This is a genomic window from Streptomyces sp. V4I23 (assembly GCF_030817975.1).
Classification (GTDB): Bacteria; Actinomycetota; Actinomycetes; order Streptomycetales; family Streptomycetaceae; genus Streptomyces.
The window spans coordinates 3595676-3611425 of the sequence record NZ_JAUSZW010000004.1; the positions used below are offsets into that span (position 1 = coordinate 3595676).

The window sequence follows — 15750 nt, forward strand, 5'->3', positions numbered from 1 at the left end:
CCAGGACCTCCATCGTGAGAATTCCCCATCGTTGCTACGGCTCCGGCGTATCGACTCCCATCCCGTCCCGGATTTCCGAGAATCGAACCCCAACTCGAGTTTCGGGGTGGGAATTTGATGGGTCAAAACCGACCTTCGCACTTCGTCACGTGATGCAGGCGCCGTATTTTCACGACAAAGTCGGCCCTTTTTTGTGTCAGGTGGCGGCGAATCCAGAAAGTATCGGCACTACCTGGTCAGGTCGTGCGGGCGCAAAAAAGCCGCCCGTCCTTTTTCCTTCGGGAAAGAGGACGGGCGGTATTTTTCGCCGGAGAGCGGGTCAGGCCACCGGCACCGTGGTGCGGCGCATGCGCAGCGCGCCCTGGCCGAGGACGACCCGGTCGGCCGGCAGCACCAGCAGCATCTGGTCGGTGATGCGGCCCGTGAGCGTCACACCGGTGCGCTCCAGTTCGAGCACCGGCACCTGGCCGCGCAGCCCGAAGCGGGCCCGCTCCTGGGCGTACGGCATCCGGCAGCGCAGGTCGTCGACCAGCTGGAGCGGCTCCTCCCAGCGGCGCAGCGGCCACAGGGCCGGGACCTGCGGCACGGACACCGCCCGCGGCAGCCAGATCCGCGCCGTGCACAGCAGGGTGCCGCCGATCCGGTAGCCGAGGCCCAGCCGCAGGCCGAGCCCGCCCCCGCCGCCGTCCTCCTCGTCGCCGACGGCCCACTCGGGCGCCGGGCCGACCTCGGCGTCCAGCGCGTCGACGGACACGTCGTACCCGGCCGACTCCAGCGCCTCGGCGACCGGGTCCGTCCGTACGGCGCGGATCCACGCCGCCTCGTCGAGCGGCAGCCGGACCGTGCTCTCTTCCATCCGCATCATGTTCTTCTTCCCCGTGGACGCGCGGCGGCTGCCGGACGTACCGGAGCCCGGCCGCCCCCGCAGGACGGCCGGACCCCGCGGCCACAATTGGTGACGAACGATCAACATACTGTGGAGCGAGGCGCGTTGGCGAGGAGGATCGACATCCCCTGAGGGCCTGGTCGGTCAGGCCCCGGCCCGCCCACGGAAATCGGCGGTGCTTCGTGCGCAGCGACTCTGCCGGTGGCCGCGCGCCGCGGACAACACATGGCGGCCGACCTTGTCATATGCCCGGGGCGCGCGGGCAGTCCTCGCGCCCCCGGGCGGCCGTCATCCCCGCGGCAGCCACTTCTCGTCGAGCGCGATGGCCCTGAGCTGCTCCATCGTCAGCGCCGGCAGTTCACGGCCGGCGTCCTGTCCCTGACCGGGCGCGTTGAACGCCATGATCACGACGCGGAACCCGTCGGGCCGCAGCGTGTCGACGGTCCAGCCGACCGTCCCCACACCGCCCTTCCGGTCGGGATCGGCCTCCTTGCTCTCCAGCACCCGCGTGCCGTCCGGCAGGGGCGTCGCATCGGCGAAGTGCGGGGAGAGGTCGCCCATGCCCGGCTGGACGTTGATCTGGACGAAGCTCCTGCCCCTGCCGTCGTCCACGACGACGAAGCCGTACCCCGCGTCACCGTCCGCGTCGGTGACCTCCAGGCCCTTCGGCAGCAGCTCGGCGAGCGTCTTGGTCACCTCCTGCCCGGAGGGCTCCCCGGGCCTGGTCTCCTCGGGCCGCGCGGCGCCCGCCTCGGCGCGGTAGTCCTTCATCAGCGGCTGCCAGGAGGCGTCCGTGACCAGGGCCTTCATCTGCTCGGCGGTGAGCGGCGGCGCCGACCGGGTGATCTCGCCGCCCTTCTCGGCCGGCGAGTCGTACTCGCTCGCGTCGACCAGGACCCCCTGCGGGGTGATCATGGTCGCCCGCCACTGCTTCGCGCCCTCGTCCCTGCCGTACACGAAGCCCTTGAGCAGCATGTACCGGGAGCCGTCCGCGAGGGTCTCTGCCGTGCAGGAGTCGTGGTCGACGAGCGCCGTGGAGGGGCAGGTCACGTAGTCCGCGCCGCCCTTCGGGTCGACGGTGTTCAGGCTGAGCGAGATCCGCGCCTCGCCCTTCCCGTCGTCGAGGACGACGGCGGCGTACGGCATCGAGCCCGGGCCCTTGCTGCTGCCGCGTCCTCCCTCCTGGACGACGTCTCCCTCGGGCAGCAGCGCCTTGAGCGCGGCGATCATCTCCTCGGCGCCGATCACGCCGTCGGTCTTCTCGACCGTCAGGCCGGGCGCCTCCCCCGCGGAGGCGACCGAGCCCTTTCCGCCGCCGGTGTCCCGCTCCCCGAGCACACCGGTGGCGTACGTGCCGGCCAGGCCGACCGCCGCCAGCGCCAGCGCGCCGCCGGCCACGGCCGCGCGGCGCACGGCCAGGCCGCGGCGGCCCCGGCGCAGTCCGCCCTCGACCAGCGCGGGCCGGTCGGCGGGCCGGATGCTCTCACAGGTGCGATGCAGCGCATCGCCGAGTTCGTCCTCGAAAGGCATGGGGAACCACACTCTCTGCTCGACGGTGGGGAGGAAGTGTTCGGGGAGCGCGCCCGCACGTGCGGCGCACCCGGTGCTCAGCGGGCGGCGAGGTCCACGAGGCTGCCGCCCAGGTGTCCACGGAGCTTGGCGAGCGCGCGCACCGCCCGGGTGCGTACCGCTGCCGGGCTGACGTTCATGGCGTCCGCGGTCTCCTCGATGCTGCGGTCCTCCCAGTACCGCAGCACCACCACCGCGCGGTCCTTCGGGGACAGCCGGCCGAGCGCGCCGAGGAGGGCGAGCCGCAGCTCGGGATCGTCACCGGACGGGCGTGCGCTGTCGGGGAGTTCGCCGACGGGACGCTCGGCGGCGGAGCGCCGGCGCTTGTGCGTGAGAAAGCAGCGCACGAGCACGGTCTGCGCGTAGGCGGCCGGATTGTCGATGCGGGAGACGCGTCCCCAGAGCATGTACATCCGGCCGAGCGTCTCCTGCACCAGATCCTCGGCGAGGTGACTGTCACCGCTGGTCAGCAGGCACGCGGAACGGTAGAGGTGCGTGGCGCGACTCGCCGCGAACTCTCTGTACCCGTCTGCTCGCGACGCTCTCATGTCCCTGACCACTCCCCCTCGGTGACGCCTTCACCCCACTGACGCGACGGCACACGGGATATGTTTCACCGGAGATCTCAGGCCCCGTCCGCGAACCGGTGGTCGGCCTCCGGCTGCGGGATCGAGGGCGCGGGCGCGTCGGGCTCCGACGCCGTCAGGCGCAGCAGTTCGCGCAGTTCGGCGAGTGTCTTCTGGTGCGCGCCGTCGAACGCCTCCAGCGTTTGCACCGCGGCCCGCCACTGCTCCCGTGCCTCGCCCACGCGCCCCGCCGACCGCAGCAGCAGCCCCCGCTGGTGCCGGGCGAGGCCCACCATCTGCGCGTCGGCCCGCGCCTGCGCGCTCTCCAGCAGGCGCGCGCACTCCACCGCCGCCTCCTCGTCGCGCCCGAGCCCGCGCAGGGCCCGGACGAGTCCCACACGGCCCTGGGACTCGCCGTGCCAGGGCCCGTCGTCGCCGAGGATGCGCAGGCACTCCTCGAAGTGGCGCAGGGCGGCGGCCGGTTCGCCGAGCGTGAGATGGGCGTAGCCGATGTTGCAGTGCGAGGTCTGGACGAGCACGTCGCCGCCGAGCCGCACGCCGATCTCCAGCGCCCGCTCGTGGTGGTCGATGGCGGCCCGGGCGTCCGTGTGCTCGTAGAGGTTGCCGAGCGCGATGAGGACGACTCCCTCGGCGTACGCGTCGTCCATGCGGTGGACGATCTCCAGGCTCTCCCGCAGGACCTCGGCCGCCTCCTCGTACCGTCCCAGGGCCTCCAGCAGGAGCCCCTGGTTGCTGAGGCTGCGCTGCATGCGGCGCTCGTTGCCGAGTGCGCGCCAGGCCGCGAGCGCTCCCTCGTTGAGCGGCAGGGCGCGGTCCGGGCGGCCGCTGAGGAAGTGCAGTCCGGCGAGGTCGCTCAGCGCGTTCGCCTCCGACTCGGCGTCGCCGTGGGCGCGGGCCGCGTCGAGGGCGATCCGGCCCACGACGGCCAGCTCCTGGAGCCGGCCGCGGTGCCGCAGCAGGAGGGACCAGGCGCGGACGAGGAGGGGGACGGTCCGCGAGGCGAAGGCGTACCGCTCGGTCAGCGCGACCGCGTTCGCCACTTCGGAGTCGCACCAGGCCAGCGCCGTGTCGCCGCAGGAGAAAGGTTCCGCCTCGCCGATCGGCTCGGGCAGGCGCAGTTCGGTGTCCGAGCCGACCGGGGACAGCGTCAGCGCCGCCTGCCGCGCCCGTTCGCCGTACCAGCGCAGCACGCGCTCGACCGCCGCCTCCGTACCGCCGGCCCGCTCGGCCAGCTCACGGGCGTAGTCCCGTACGAGGTCGTGCGGGACGAACCGGCCGTACGACACCTCCTGGAGCAGTGCCACCTCGACCAGCCGGTCCAGGGCCGCCGCCGCCCGCGGCTCGTCGGTGTCCATCAGCCGGGCCACGGCGGGCACTCCGTACTCCGGCAGGTCCACGGCGCCGAGGCCGCGCAGCGCGAGCGCCGCGTCGGGGTCCAGGCCGTCGTGGGCGACGGCGAGCGAGCCGCGCACGCTCAGGTCGTCGTAGTCGAGGTGGTCGAGCCGCCCGGCCTCCGCGTCCAGCAGCCCGGCGAGCACGTCGGGGGTGAGCGCGCTGCGGGCGGCGAGCCGGGCGCCGACGACCCGCAGCGCCAGCGGCAGCCGCCCGCACAGCTCGACCAGCCGGTCCAGCCGCTCGCCCGGGCCGCGCCCGGAGACCGCCCGCACCAGCTGCTCGCTGTCACCGGTGCTCAGCGGAGCGAGGGGGAAGCGCTGGGCGCCGTCCAGCGCGGTCAGCGGGGAACGGCTGGTGACGACGACCGCACACCCCGGCCCCGCGGGCAGCAGCGGCCGCACCTGCGCGGCGGACGCCGCGTCGTCGAGCACGAGGAGCGTGCGGGTGGGCGCGAGGACCGAACGCAGCAGTGCGGTCGCCGCGTCGGGCGCCTCCGGCATCTGACACGGTCCGACACCCAGGTCCCTGAGCAGCGCGGCAACGGCCTGGGGCGCCTCCAGCGGAGTCATGCCGGGGGTCGCACCGTGCAGATTCAGGTACAGCTGCCCGTCGGGGAAGTCCTCGCGGAGCGTGTGCGCGACATGGGCGGCGAGCGCGGACTTGCCGACCCCCGCCATACCGGAGACGACGACGACGGCTCCGCCGCCGGCGAGCACGGTGCGCAGCGCCGCGACGGTCTCCGCGCGGCCGGTGAAGTGAGCGGGACCAGGCGGCAGTTGTGCGGGCAGCCGCCGCTCGGGGACCTGCGGCGGGAGCGACTGCGGGCGCGGCGACTTCGCGACCGGGCCGCGCAGCACCTCCTCGTGCGCCTGCCGCACCGCCGGTCCGGGTTCCACGCCCAGCTCCTCCACCAGCGTGCGGCGCAGCGAGCGGTACACGTCGAGCGCCTCCGCCTGCCGGCCCGTGCGGTGCAGCACCAGCATCAGCTGCCGGTGGAACGCCTCCCGCAGCGGGAACTCCGCGACCAGTGCCGCAAGTTCCGGACCCAGCCCGTCGTGCCGGCCGAGCGCCACCTCGGCGTCGTAGCGCCACTCCAGGAGCAGCAGCCGCGACTCCCGCAGCCGCCGCACGAGCGCGGGCTCGGCCTCGTCGGGACCGTAGACGCCGGCCAGCGGGCTGCCCCGCCACAGCGCGAGGCCGTCCCGCGCGGCGGCCACGACAGCGGCCCATTCCCCGCGGCCGTACGCGGCACGCGCGGTGCGCACCTGCTCCTCGAACACCTCGGTGTCCAGCTCGCCGGGCGCCACCCGCAGCACGTACCCGGGCGCCACGGCCCGCAGGCGGCCCTCCTCCGCGAGGATGCGGCGCAGCCGGGTCACGTGGTTGTGCAGGGAGGCGTGGGCGGACGCGGGCGGTTCGTCGCCCCACAGCGCTGCCTTCAACTCGTCGACGGGGACGACCTTGTTCGGGCGCAGCAGCAAGGTGGCGAGCAGCGCGCGGATCTTGGCACTGCCCAGGTGCTGCGGCTCACCCGCGGCATCGTGCACGGCGGGCGCGCCGAGCAGGGCGAACCGCATCGTCTTCCTCCCCGTACCCGCCCGTCCGTGGGCGCCGGGCCCATGTTAGCGATCTGTTGGAGAGGGCTGTTTGGATCGGTTCATCGGATCCGGCCCGCTGGTGCTCGGCGTGGGGAAGCCACACTCGGGGGAGTGTCGCCGCCGCGGCCGGATTCGCGGACAGAGAGAGCCCCGGTCACCTCGGGTGCCGGGGCTCTCGTCCGTTCGTCCTCGGCTCAGGGGGACGCCGCGCCGGGCGGATCGCCCGCGGTCCTCATGAGTTCCGCGACGAAGAGCAGGCTCCTGGCGGCGAAGTACCCGTCACGGTCGTCGTGCCACGCCGCGGGCAGCGTCCTCGGCTCCAGCCGTTCCACGCACGACGCGAGCACCGCACGGCGGTGCGGGTCCAGCTCACCCCCGGCCGCCACGCACTCCGCGGCCAACCGGTCCATCTCCCCTACCAGCCCCTCGCGTTGGGTCCCGCCCCGCCGCAGCCCGCGCCGCCAGTGGTCCAGCGCGTGCGGAGCGGCCTCGCGTGGGGCGCCGTACCAGTAAGCGGGTACGAGGGGATTCGCCTCGCCGGGCCGGGGACTGCGCAGTCCCCGGCGCTTGGCCTCGCCCCGTTTCTCCGCGTACGCCCGCACATCCGCCTGCCACAGCGATCTGCTGGCCCGGATGACGCCGAGGGCCCGCAGCAGCGCCGCCTCGTCGTGCCGGAACGGCCCGGCCTTCGCCTCCAGGTAACTGACCGTCGCCTGGAAGCCGATCGGCCGGTACAGCTGCGCGCACGACCGCAGGGACACGACCCGGTGCCCGTACGGCAGCGACGCGTCACGGACCTTGCGCGCGAAGTTGTCGAATCCCGTGGAGCCGCCCCCCCTCGTGCCACGTGGCCGCCTCACGGCAACAGCTCCAGCGGTTCGTACTGGTGTGGCCTGCCACCCGTCCATTCCACCCACGTCGGGTCCTCCAGCACCACCGCCCCGGTCTCGCCCGAGCGGCGGACGAGCTCCAGGACCTCCTCGTCGGAGTGGGCCAGACCCATGATCCGTCCACGCACGGTGACACGCCGGCCGCCCGAGGGGGAGATCCGGTGCACGACGATGGGCGGGTTCCCGGCCATGGCTCCAGCGTGCTCCGACCGCCGCGCCCATGCCAGGTCCGCGCCCCCGCCAGGTCCGCGGCACCGCGCGCCACTACCGTGGACAGGGGGCCGCCGCTGCCGTTGACAGGGGTGGTCACCGTTGCTTGGATGCGCGGCAAGCGCTTTCCCGGCTGACCCTGGAGCCCAGGTGCATCTTTCGCGTCGCGCCCTGTTGTCCGTGTTTCCCGCGGTGGCCCTGCAGGCCGCGGCACAGTCCCGGGCGTCGGCGGCGCCTCGCCGGGCCCCGGGAGGCGCCGATGCCGTCTCCGACCACGCCACGTTGCTCCGCAACACCGCCGCGGTGTTCGCCGGAACCGCCGAGTCCAACGCCCGGCCGGAGGTCGCCCCGAAACTCGCCTCCATCGAGTCCACGGCGCGGACCCGGCTCGCCGCCCTGGACGACGCCGGACCGGGCGAGCTCTTCAAGGGCGTCCCGCTCGGCACGAGCGACCCGAACCTGAACAGGTCGTTCCAGTACCTCTACGAGATCGCGCTCGCCACCCGCACCCCCGCCTCGGACCTGCGGGACGATCCGGCGGTGCGGCGGCGGGTGGTCGACGGCCTGGTCCACCTCCACGAGAGGTACTACGGCGACCAGTCGAAGGGCTATTACGGCAACTGGTTCACCTGGGAGATCGGCATCTCCGCCCATGTGAGCAAGATCCTCGTCCTCCTCGGTGACGACATCACGGCCCTCGCCGCCGGTCTCCCGGCCGCCTACGTCGCCTCGATGGACGCCTATCTGCGCAACGGCAGGGACGGCGACGTCGACCTCGACTCGCGGTTCCACACCGGTGCCAACCTGGCCGACATCACGACGAACCGGATCCTCCAGGGCGCCGTCCTCGGCGACGACGCCCGCATCCGCAAGGCCGTCGCCGACCAGCTGACCGTCTTCGCGACGATCGACCCGTACGACCTGCGGCACGGCGTCACCGACGGGTTCTACGCGGACGGCTCCTTCGTCCAGCACGACTCCGTCGCCTACACCGGCTCGTACGGCAAGGGCCTGCTCACCCGTGTCGTCCAGACCGTCAAGATCCTCGACGGCACGGCCTACGCGCCCGGCGAGGACCTCACCGGCACGGTCCGGCGCTGGGTGACCGACGGTTTCGCCCCGGTGATCTTCGAGGGCTGGATGATGGAGATCGTCAAGGGCCGCGGGGTCTCCCGGACCACGACCGGCTACAGCGACGTCGCCGCGGTCGTCGAGGCCGTCGTCGACCTCTCCTCGTACGCCACCGGCGCCGACGCCGCCGCGCTCGCGGCCTACGTCAAGCACGTCCACCGGTCGTCCAAGTCACCCCTGGACCCCACGGGTTTCGTGTCGCCCGTCAGCATCGCCCGCCACGCGGACATCGTCGCCTCACCGGTCCCCCCGAAGGACCTGACCCCCGCCGCGCACCACACCGCCTTCAACGCGATGGACCGAACCGTCCACCGCCGGCCCGGCTACGCCTTCGCCCTCGCGCGCAGTTCGGCGCGCATCAGCAAGTACGAGTACATGAGCGGCGAGAACCTGATGCCCTGGTTCCAGGGCGACGGCGCCCACTGTCTCTACCTCTCGGGCGAGGACCAGACCGGGGCGTACGGCGTCGACTACTACACCGCCGTCTCCCCCTACCGCCTCGCCGGTGTCACCGCCCCCGTGGAGGCCCGCCGTACGGTCCCCGAGCTCTACGGCGGCCTCTGGTACGACAACCCGGCCCGCGGCTTCACCGCGTCGTCGACGTCGCAGAACACCTACGTCTACTTCCCCCGCGCCACGAACGCCTTCTCCGGCGGCGCCCGCCTCGGCGCCTACGGCACGGCCGGCATGGTCCTGGCCGACGACGTCCCGTGGACCGCGAAGCAGGCCGGCGCCCTCCCCGACGACTTCGTGGCCTATCGCGGTGCCCGCGCCACGAAGTCGTGGTTCCTGCTCGACGACGAGATCGTGGTGCTCGCGGCGGGCGTGGGCGACCCGGCGGGCCGCGCGGTGACGACCACGGTCGACGCCCGGATCGCGGCCCCGTCGGACACCGTCACCCTCACCGGCGGCCTCCGCGACGGCACCCCGTGGTCGGGCACCGGCACGGCGCCCCTGGCCTGGCTGCGGTACGCCAACACCACCCGCGGCACCGCGGTCGGCTACGCCCTCCTGGACGGCCCCGAGCCCACGGCGGCCCTGGAGCCGGTGACCCGCAGCCGCCGGGTGGTCCGCCAGGCGAATCCGGCGGCTCCGGTGACGAAGCAGGTCTTCACGCTCTCGCTCGACCTGCCCGCCGGGGCCCCGCCCACGGCGATGGCCTACGCCATCCTCCCCAACGCCACCGCCCGCCGGACGGCCTCCTGGGCAAGGGGTCCCCTGACCGTCCTGACCAACACGCCCGAGGCCCAGGCGGTGAAACACGCACACCTGGGCCTCGTCGCCGCGAACACCTTCGCCCCGGGCACCCACCACGTGGAACACCTCGCGATCGACGGCCCGGCCTCGGTGCTCGTCCGCAGGAACCCGGACGGCACGACGGCGCTCGCGGTCTCCGACCCGACGACGGAGCGCCGGACGATCGCACTGACACTCCGCGGCCGCACCCTGCGACCGGTCTGCGCGGACGAGGGGGTCCGGGTCGCGCCCGTCCCCGGCGGAACTCGCATCGAGGTGACGACGCACCAGGCGTACGGGCGCAGCTTCGTGGCGACGCTGCGGTGAGGGGCGCCGGGGGGGCGGCGCGCTACGGGAGCCTCCGGGACCGGCCGTCGCCGTCGGGGCCGGTGAGCGCCGCGATGTCCTCGGCCGTCCAGTGGCCGGCCGCACCGGGACATGCGTACTGGTGAAGAGGCAGGGTTCGAACCCTGCGCAATTCGCTGGTGTGTGGGGCCCGTGCGACGCCTGCCTCGCCCCGCATTGCCCTCGGGTCCCCCGTGCGTGCGGCTGCTGCGACGGGCGGAAACAGCGTGCTGCAACGACGCGCTGTTGCTACTCTCGGACGCATGATCACGCCTTCGCCTCAGCACCGGATGATGCCCCGTCGACGGGGCTGCTGAGTACGGACGCGTACCGAATCCGAGGCCCCGGGACGGGGCCTCGATGGTTGTGCGATCAGGCCTCGCTACCCGGTAGGAGGACCGATGAGCGCACGACGGCACTACATCACCACGACCATTCCGTACGTCAACGCCCGCCCCCACCTGGGCTTCGCCCTGGAGCTCGTCCAAGCGGACACGTTGGCCCGTCACCACCGCCGCCGAGGCGAGCAGGTCCGGCTGCTCAGCGGAACCGACGACAACTCTTTGAAAAACGTCCTGGCCGCCGAAGCAGCCGGCGTCGACGTGCAGTCGTTCGTCGACCGCAACGCCGACGCGTTCGCCGCGTTGCGTGGTCCCCTGGCGCTCTCATTCGACGACTTCATCCGCACCAGCAGCGACCCGCGTCACCGCGTCGGAGTCGAACGGCTGTGGCGCCGGTGCGCCGCGTCCGGCGACCTCTGTCGCAAAGAGTACGAAGGCCTGTACTGCGTTGGCTGCGAGCAGTTCTACACCCCCGACGAACTGATCGATGGACGGTGTGGCGAGCACGGCACCGAACCTCAGCTCGTCGCGGAGGAGAACTGGCCGGCTGTCCCGCTACGCCGACCGCCTCCATCAGCTGATCTCGAGCGGTGACCTGCGCATCGAGCCTGCCGCCCGCCGCAACGAGGTCCTCGCCCTCATCGAAACCGGCCTGCACGACTTCTCCGTCTCCCGTTCCCACACTCGCGCCCGAGGCTGGGGCATCCCCGTGCCGGATGACCCGAGCCAGGTCGTCTACGTGTGGTGGGACGCCCTTGGTAACTACGTCACCAGCCTTGGATACGGCACCGGTGACACCGCCTACGACCAGTGGTGGGCAACCAGCGAGCGCCGCGTCCACCTGGTCGGCAAGGGAGTGGTGCGCTTCCACGCCGTGTACTGGCCGGCCATGCTGCTGTCGGCCGGACTCCCACTGCCCACCGACCTCCTGGTCCACGACTACCTCACCGTCGACGGGCGCAAGATCAGCAAGTCCGCCGGAACCGCCGTCGACCCGGCTGCGCTGGCCGCGACCTATGGCACCGACGCGGTGCGCTGGTGGCTCCTGCGCGATGTACCCCGGGTCGGGGACGCCGACTTCACACCCGACCGCCTGACCACCCGCGCGGATGCGGACTTCGCCGGAGGTCTGGGCAACCTCGTCCACCGCATCGTGACCATGGTTCACCGCTTTCGCGGGGGAACTGTCCCCGTCTCGGCCACTGCACCTTCCAGTGGGCCGGCGCTGGTGGAGATCTACCGGAAGGTCCCTGGTCTCGTCGATGCCGCCTTGGCCGACTTCGACTTCCGGCGCGCCCTTCGCGCCGTCTGGAACATCGTGGAGGAAACCAACCGATGCATTGATGCCACCCGGCCATGGGAACTGGCTCGGGAAGAGCGGCAGGGCAACGGTGAAGCAGCGAAGCGGCTCGACACTGTCCTCGTCACGCTGGTCACCGCATGCCGCGTGCTGGCCGATGAACTACGCCCGTTCATCCCTGATGCCGCGACGCGAATCACCGGACAGCTGACACCGGTCGAGGGGCGTCTGCCCGCAGCACAGCCGCTTTTCCCGCGCCTGCAGGAGGACACGCAGCCAGCGTGACACCGGTGCTGCATGAACCTGGCCGGTGGGGTCGTCCTGGCGGCACGGTTGGTGACTCAGGCGCCGCGACGGATGAGCATGGACACTCTCGCAGAGTCACGGGGACGGAGCGCAGGGGCGCGGCCGTGTCCCGGCAGCCCGGGTCCGTACGCGCGCCCCCGGGAGTTCGCCCACCCGCGAGGTAGCAGTGGAGGCGGGCACCGCATCGGTCGTGCGGTGAACCCAGGACTCTCGCGGCCCAGTTCCGGCGTCCTCACGGTCGTCCGACATGTCGGGCCACGACAGGCCGCATCACCGGCCGCCCCCGCGCACGACCACGCCGAAGCGTCCAGCGGCGCAGGGGCGTTGACGTCTGCGCGGGACACGGTGACGAGGGTTCGCTGCCGCCTGCTCACCCGAAAGGCCGTCAGCCGGTGAGCCGATTCAGCAGGTGCTGTGTTTCCTTGATGCGCTCGACGCACAGCACGTGAAACGTGTCCACGGAACGTCCCGCGGCCGACTGGAACAGGTCGACGACCAGTTTCAGCCAGCTCGGCTTGCCTGAGCTCCTCGAACGCCGCGTCGATGCGCTCCTGGTCGACCGACGCACCGGACTCCAGACGGACGCGCTCGCGCAGCACAGCCACCCGCTGTGACTGGAAGCGATGGTCGAGCGGCTCGACCAGACGTGACGGCACGTCCCCCATGGGACGCGTCACCGAAGTGAAGTGATCACAGGGAGAAGGCCCCTGCCCCGCGCAACAGAAAACCCCAGGTCAGCGACTATCTGACCTGGGGCTTCAATGGAGCCGCCTTCGGGATTCGAACCCGAGACCTACGCATTACGAGGCCGTCAGAGATCGTGACGGCGTGTGGCACGTGGTCGCATCAGATCCTGTTTCCCCAGATCAGCACCCAGGTCACGGTCCCGCTGTTCGCATGCCTCGCTGCACCGTCCACAGGCGTCCGCGCTCCCCTTGCGCTCCCCACCCGATGGCAAAGCGCGAAATCGACCTGTACAGCCGGGTGGGGACGCCATGGTGGCACAGCTTGTCGAGATCGCACATACAAGATGACCGGCACCACTCGCAGGCCCCTCGCCCACATCCCTCACGCCGCCGTGCACAGCGGCACGCGCAGCAGCAACAGCAGGCCGACGAGAGACGGTCCGTTTGCGCCTCGGGTGTCACGGCCACCTGCTCTTCGACACCTGTGGGCTCGGGTACGTCGATGTGAAGCAGCTTGAGCAGTCGGCGGTGAGGACCCGGTACGCGTTGCCCAGACGCAGGACGGTGCACGGATACCGGCCGCGCTTGGCAAGGTCGTACCCCGTGGTGCGGCTGAGAGACAGCGTGCGGTTCGCCGTCTCCAGGTCCACGGCTGCAGGCAGCGCGAGCAGTCCCTCGCGCGACAGCCCGCGGGAGCATCGTCGCGCTTGATGATCACAGAGGATCTGTACCCCGTGAGGCAATCCGCCACCTGCCTCCAGGCAACCCGCAGTGCCGCAGAATCACCCCGCGCAATAACAAGGCTTTTGTTAAGGTGGCTCCATGGCCACCGCTCCCGAGCCCGCTCCCGGTGAAGGCCCAGTCCGCCCTGTCTCCGTCTCCCTCCACGAAGGCACCATCGCCGCCCTCAAGGCACGCACCGGCAAGCGTGGCATGTCCGCCTACGTCGAAGCCCTCATCCAGCGCCAACTCGAGCGTGACCGGCTGCGCGAACTCATCGAAGACGCGGAGACCGAGCACGGGCCGGTGGATCAGGCAGCGGTCGAGGCCAAGCGGGCGCTCCTGCGCGGTGACGCAGCCGGCTCGGCGGACGCCGCGTGAGCGGCACCCTCGTCCTGGACTGTGAGGGTCTGTCCAAACTCGTACGCCGCACCCCCGAGCTCACCGAGTGGCTGGCCGCCGCCGAAGCCGAGGACATCCGCGTCATCACCAGCTCCGTCACTCTCGTCGAAGCCCGCGACCCCAAAACCAATCAAGCCCGCTTCGACTACGCCGTCTCCCGCGTCAACATCATCCCGCCCACTGAAGCCGTCGCCCGCCACGCCAGCAAACTCCTCGCCGCGGCCGGCCTCCACGGCCACAAGTACGCCCTCGACGCGATCGTGGCCGCCACCGCACTGGCCTCGCCTTCCCCCGTGATCGTCCTGACGTCAGACCCTGAGGACCTCCTGATGCTGTGCGGCCCTGGCATCCGTGTGATCAAGATCTGACGCAGTGCGATGCTGGGCCGGCCACGACCTCCGACTCCCTGCTGATCGACACAGTTCTGTCCATCTGGGCGCCTGCTGTCGGTGCACTGAAGTAGGCTGTCTTTCCGCACGGTCCGGACCGCTGGTAGCACCGGGGGCACCAGCCGCGACTCAGACACTTCCCGTCCGGGAGCGCGCCAGTACCGCGCTCACCAGCGGTGATCTCCTTCTTCGCATGCGCTCCCTCAAGGTTGCGCACCCAAGCGTCCCCGGAGTCTCCCGCATGGCTACCGAGCCCGAATTCACACCCGTCGTCGACTTCCTGTGCGAGCACAGCCCCAGCAAGAGCCGTGTCATGGCTTTGATCGGTCCGTACCATGGCGCTCGTTCGCTCACCGGAGTGCTGACCTGCAAGGACAACGCACACCAAGCAGTCCAGCTGCTGCGCCGCGCGCTGGCTTCCCGCGACACCGCAGCCGTCGCGGAAGACCTGCACGCTCTGACCGCGGCACTGCCCGACGCCCCTGCCAGCTCCCTGCGCACGGCCACGGCCCACGCAGCCTCAGGAACATGGCCCGCGCCCGCAGGCACGACGTTCTGCCCGCTTGACGAAAACCTCGGGGAGGACGAGGAGACGCAAGGCGACGAGACCGCCCCGTCGCCGGAGTCAGGAACGCCCCATGGAGCACGTCTGAAGGCCCTGCCGGGCAAGGTCGTACGCATCACCCACCTGCGCGAGTTCCACATCACCGACGAGAACGCACTCATACGCGCGGCGATGGCCGACGGCTGGGAACCGTTGCCTGCATCCGAGTTGGACGAGGACGATCCACGCGACCTGATCGGCGCCGTGATGACTCTCACCGAGAGCGGTGGCTGGATCACCGGCACGGACACCCTGGAAGACCAGAGCGAGGCAGGCCTGCTGCGCCCCGAGGACGGCGATGAGCTCACCGACTGGAGCCCCGTCCCGGTGACAACCCACTTCCACCACGGCTGGCGTCTGAGCCAGCCGGTCTCCGACACACCAACCGAAGAGGAGCGGCCCGACTTGGTCGCGCTGTTCCCGGTCAAGGAGCGTTCCTGCGAAAACGAGGACTGAGGACTGCGGCTGGCAGCTCACTCCTCGCACCGCCGATCTGCTCTTGACGTCGCTGAGCGTGCTAGCCGATCAGGCCTACGACGACGCCGACGAGCTGCGCGACCAGCCCGTGACCAGGCAACGGCCCGGGGACTGGGAGCTGTTCACCCGCTTGCCCGCTCTCACTTGGTCCGCCGACCGGAGCTGGCGCCGACGAATGGCACGGGCCTTCGACGACCTCTCCGATGACCTGGAGCACGGCCGGTGGCCCCAACCCTCATGCACGGCCGAGGAGATGGCTTTGCACTTGGCGATCGAAGACGCGCCCAGCTACCAGGACGACATCGAGACGCGCGACACCGAGCACAGTTACTTGCCCGAGCACCGCGACGACTACGACTGGAACGCCTGCTCCGATCTGTTCTTCCAGGACCATGACGTTCTCATGCTCTTCGACGCACGACTCGATGGCATCGAGGACCCGGACGGCAACGTGAACCAGCATCTGGGCATGGGTGACCTGCGTGCTGCCGCGTGGTTCGAGCCGTTCGGACACCCGCCCGCCCGGGACCCCGAGCGCGGCTTCCGCCGCTGACCAACGCCTTCGTGAAGATGGAGCCGAGCCCCCACATCCTCAGCCTCTTGCTGTGGGGGGCGCGGCGTTCTTTTCGACTGCGGTACGGCTGTGCCAGGCCCGGTTCCTACGGCCCTGGCACAGTT

Annotated in this window: 13 protein-coding genes and 1 pseudogene; 7 read left to right on the plus strand and 7 right to left on the minus strand. The window is 71.3% G+C overall.

Annotated features, from left to right (window positions below):
* Positions 1–319: 319 nt before the first annotated feature.
* From QFZ82_RS18530 to QFZ82_RS18555, 6 genes are all read right to left on the minus strand, one after another.
* Positions 320–856 (minus strand): hypothetical protein, encoded by a 537-nt coding sequence (locus QFZ82_RS18530; RefSeq protein ID WP_307714231.1) that lies wholly within the window; start codon positions 854–856, stop codon positions 320–322.
* A gap of 318 nt (positions 857–1174) precedes the next feature.
* Positions 1175–2416 carry a hypothetical protein gene (locus QFZ82_RS18535; protein WP_307714232.1) on the minus strand — a complete coding sequence of 414 codons (1242 nt, stop codon included), beginning with the start codon at positions 2414–2416 and terminating at the stop codon, positions 1175–1177.
* A 77-nt stretch (positions 2417–2493) separates the two neighbouring features.
* Entirely contained in the window at positions 2494–3003 is a 510-nt protein-coding gene (locus QFZ82_RS18540; protein WP_307714233.1) for a SigE family RNA polymerase sigma factor, read from the minus strand.
* Positions 3004–3080: 77 nt separating this feature from the next.
* Entirely contained in the window at positions 3081–6014 is a 2934-nt protein-coding gene (locus tag QFZ82_RS18545; protein ID WP_307714234.1) for a BTAD domain-containing putative transcriptional regulator, read from the minus strand.
* 215 nt (positions 6015–6229) lie between these two features.
* A complete protein-coding gene (locus QFZ82_RS18550; RefSeq protein WP_307714235.1) occupies positions 6230–6895 on the minus strand; it encodes a hypothetical protein in 666 nt (221 codons plus the stop codon).
* Positions 6892–7116, minus strand: coding sequence for a hypothetical protein (locus QFZ82_RS18555; protein ID WP_177149596.1), 225 nt, complete (start codon positions 7114–7116; stop codon positions 6892–6894). The genes QFZ82_RS18550 and QFZ82_RS18555 overlap by 4 nt, the downstream gene beginning before the upstream one ends.
* A gap of 169 nt (positions 7117–7285) precedes the next feature.
* Between QFZ82_RS18555 and QFZ82_RS18560 the strand changes: the two genes are divergently transcribed.
* The 3 genes and pseudogenes from QFZ82_RS18560 to QFZ82_RS18575 all read left to right on the plus strand — a co-directional run bounded on the left by QFZ82_RS18560 (position 7286) and on the right by QFZ82_RS18575 (position 12408).
* Positions 7286–9829 (plus strand): polysaccharide lyase family 8 super-sandwich domain-containing protein, encoded by a 2544-nt coding sequence (locus QFZ82_RS18560; protein WP_307714236.1) that lies wholly within the window; start codon positions 7286–7288, stop codon positions 9827–9829.
* 419 nt (positions 9830–10248) lie between these two features.
* A pseudogene (locus tag QFZ82_RS18570) lies at positions 10249–11773 on the plus strand (methionine--tRNA ligase).
* A gap of 473 nt (positions 11774–12246) precedes the next feature.
* Positions 12247–12408: a hypothetical protein gene (locus tag QFZ82_RS18575; protein WP_307714239.1), complete on the plus strand. Its 162-nt coding sequence runs from the start codon at positions 12247–12249 to the stop codon at positions 12406–12408.
* A gap of 530 nt (positions 12409–12938) precedes the next feature.
* Here QFZ82_RS18575 and QFZ82_RS18580 read toward each other — a convergent pair.
* A complete protein-coding gene (locus tag QFZ82_RS18580; protein WP_307717763.1) occupies positions 12939–13205 on the minus strand; it encodes a hypothetical protein in 267 nt (88 codons plus the stop codon).
* Positions 13206–13302: 97 nt separating this feature from the next.
* On the opposite strand from QFZ82_RS18580, the gene QFZ82_RS18585 reads away from it, so the two are divergent.
* The 4 genes from QFZ82_RS18585 to QFZ82_RS18600 all read left to right on the plus strand — a co-directional run bounded on the left by QFZ82_RS18585 (position 13303) and on the right by QFZ82_RS18600 (position 15625).
* On the plus strand, positions 13303–13581 hold the full coding sequence (locus QFZ82_RS18585) for a hypothetical protein (protein ID WP_307714240.1): 279 nt from the start codon (positions 13303–13305) through the stop codon (positions 13579–13581).
* A complete protein-coding gene (locus tag QFZ82_RS18590; protein ID WP_307714241.1) occupies positions 13578–13970 on the plus strand; it encodes a type II toxin-antitoxin system VapC family toxin in 393 nt (130 codons plus the stop codon). Before QFZ82_RS18585 ends, QFZ82_RS18590 begins: the two co-directional genes overlap by 4 nt.
* Positions 13971–14232: 262 nt before the next feature.
* Positions 14233–15051, plus strand: a complete 819-nt coding sequence (locus QFZ82_RS18595; RefSeq protein WP_307714242.1) for a hypothetical protein — start codon at positions 14233–14235, stop codon at positions 15049–15051.
* A gap of 58 nt (positions 15052–15109) precedes the next feature.
* The gene (locus QFZ82_RS18600) at positions 15110–15625 is read left to right on the plus strand and encodes a hypothetical protein (RefSeq protein ID WP_307714243.1); all 516 of its coding nucleotides are present in this window, start codon (positions 15110–15112) and stop codon (positions 15623–15625) included.
* Positions 15626–15750 lie beyond the last annotated feature (125 nt).

Coding starts and splice junctions, on each gene's coding strand:
- QFZ82_RS18555 (WP_177149596.1), bottom strand. CDS start 7,116: ATGGCCGGGAACCCGCCCATCGTCGTGCACCGGATCTCCCCCTCGGGC.
- QFZ82_RS18535 (WP_307714232.1), bottom strand. CDS start 2,416: ATGCCTTTCGAGGACGAACTCGGCGATGCGCTGCATCGCACCTGTGAG.
- QFZ82_RS18595 (WP_307714242.1), top strand. CDS start 14,233: ATGGCTACCGAGCCCGAATTCACACCCGTCGTCGACTTCCTGTGCGAG.
- QFZ82_RS18540 (WP_307714233.1), bottom strand. CDS start 3,003: ATGAGAGCGTCGCGAGCAGACGGGTACAGAGAGTTCGCGGCGAGTCGC.
- QFZ82_RS18545 (WP_307714234.1), bottom strand. CDS start 6,014: ATGCGGTTCGCCCTGCTCGGCGCGCCCGCCGTGCACGATGCCGCGGGT.
- QFZ82_RS18585 (WP_307714240.1), top strand. CDS start 13,303: ATGGCCACCGCTCCCGAGCCCGCTCCCGGTGAAGGCCCAGTCCGCCCT.
- QFZ82_RS18530 (WP_307714231.1), bottom strand. CDS start 856: ATGGAAGAGAGCACGGTCCGGCTGCCGCTCGACGAGGCGGCGTGGATC.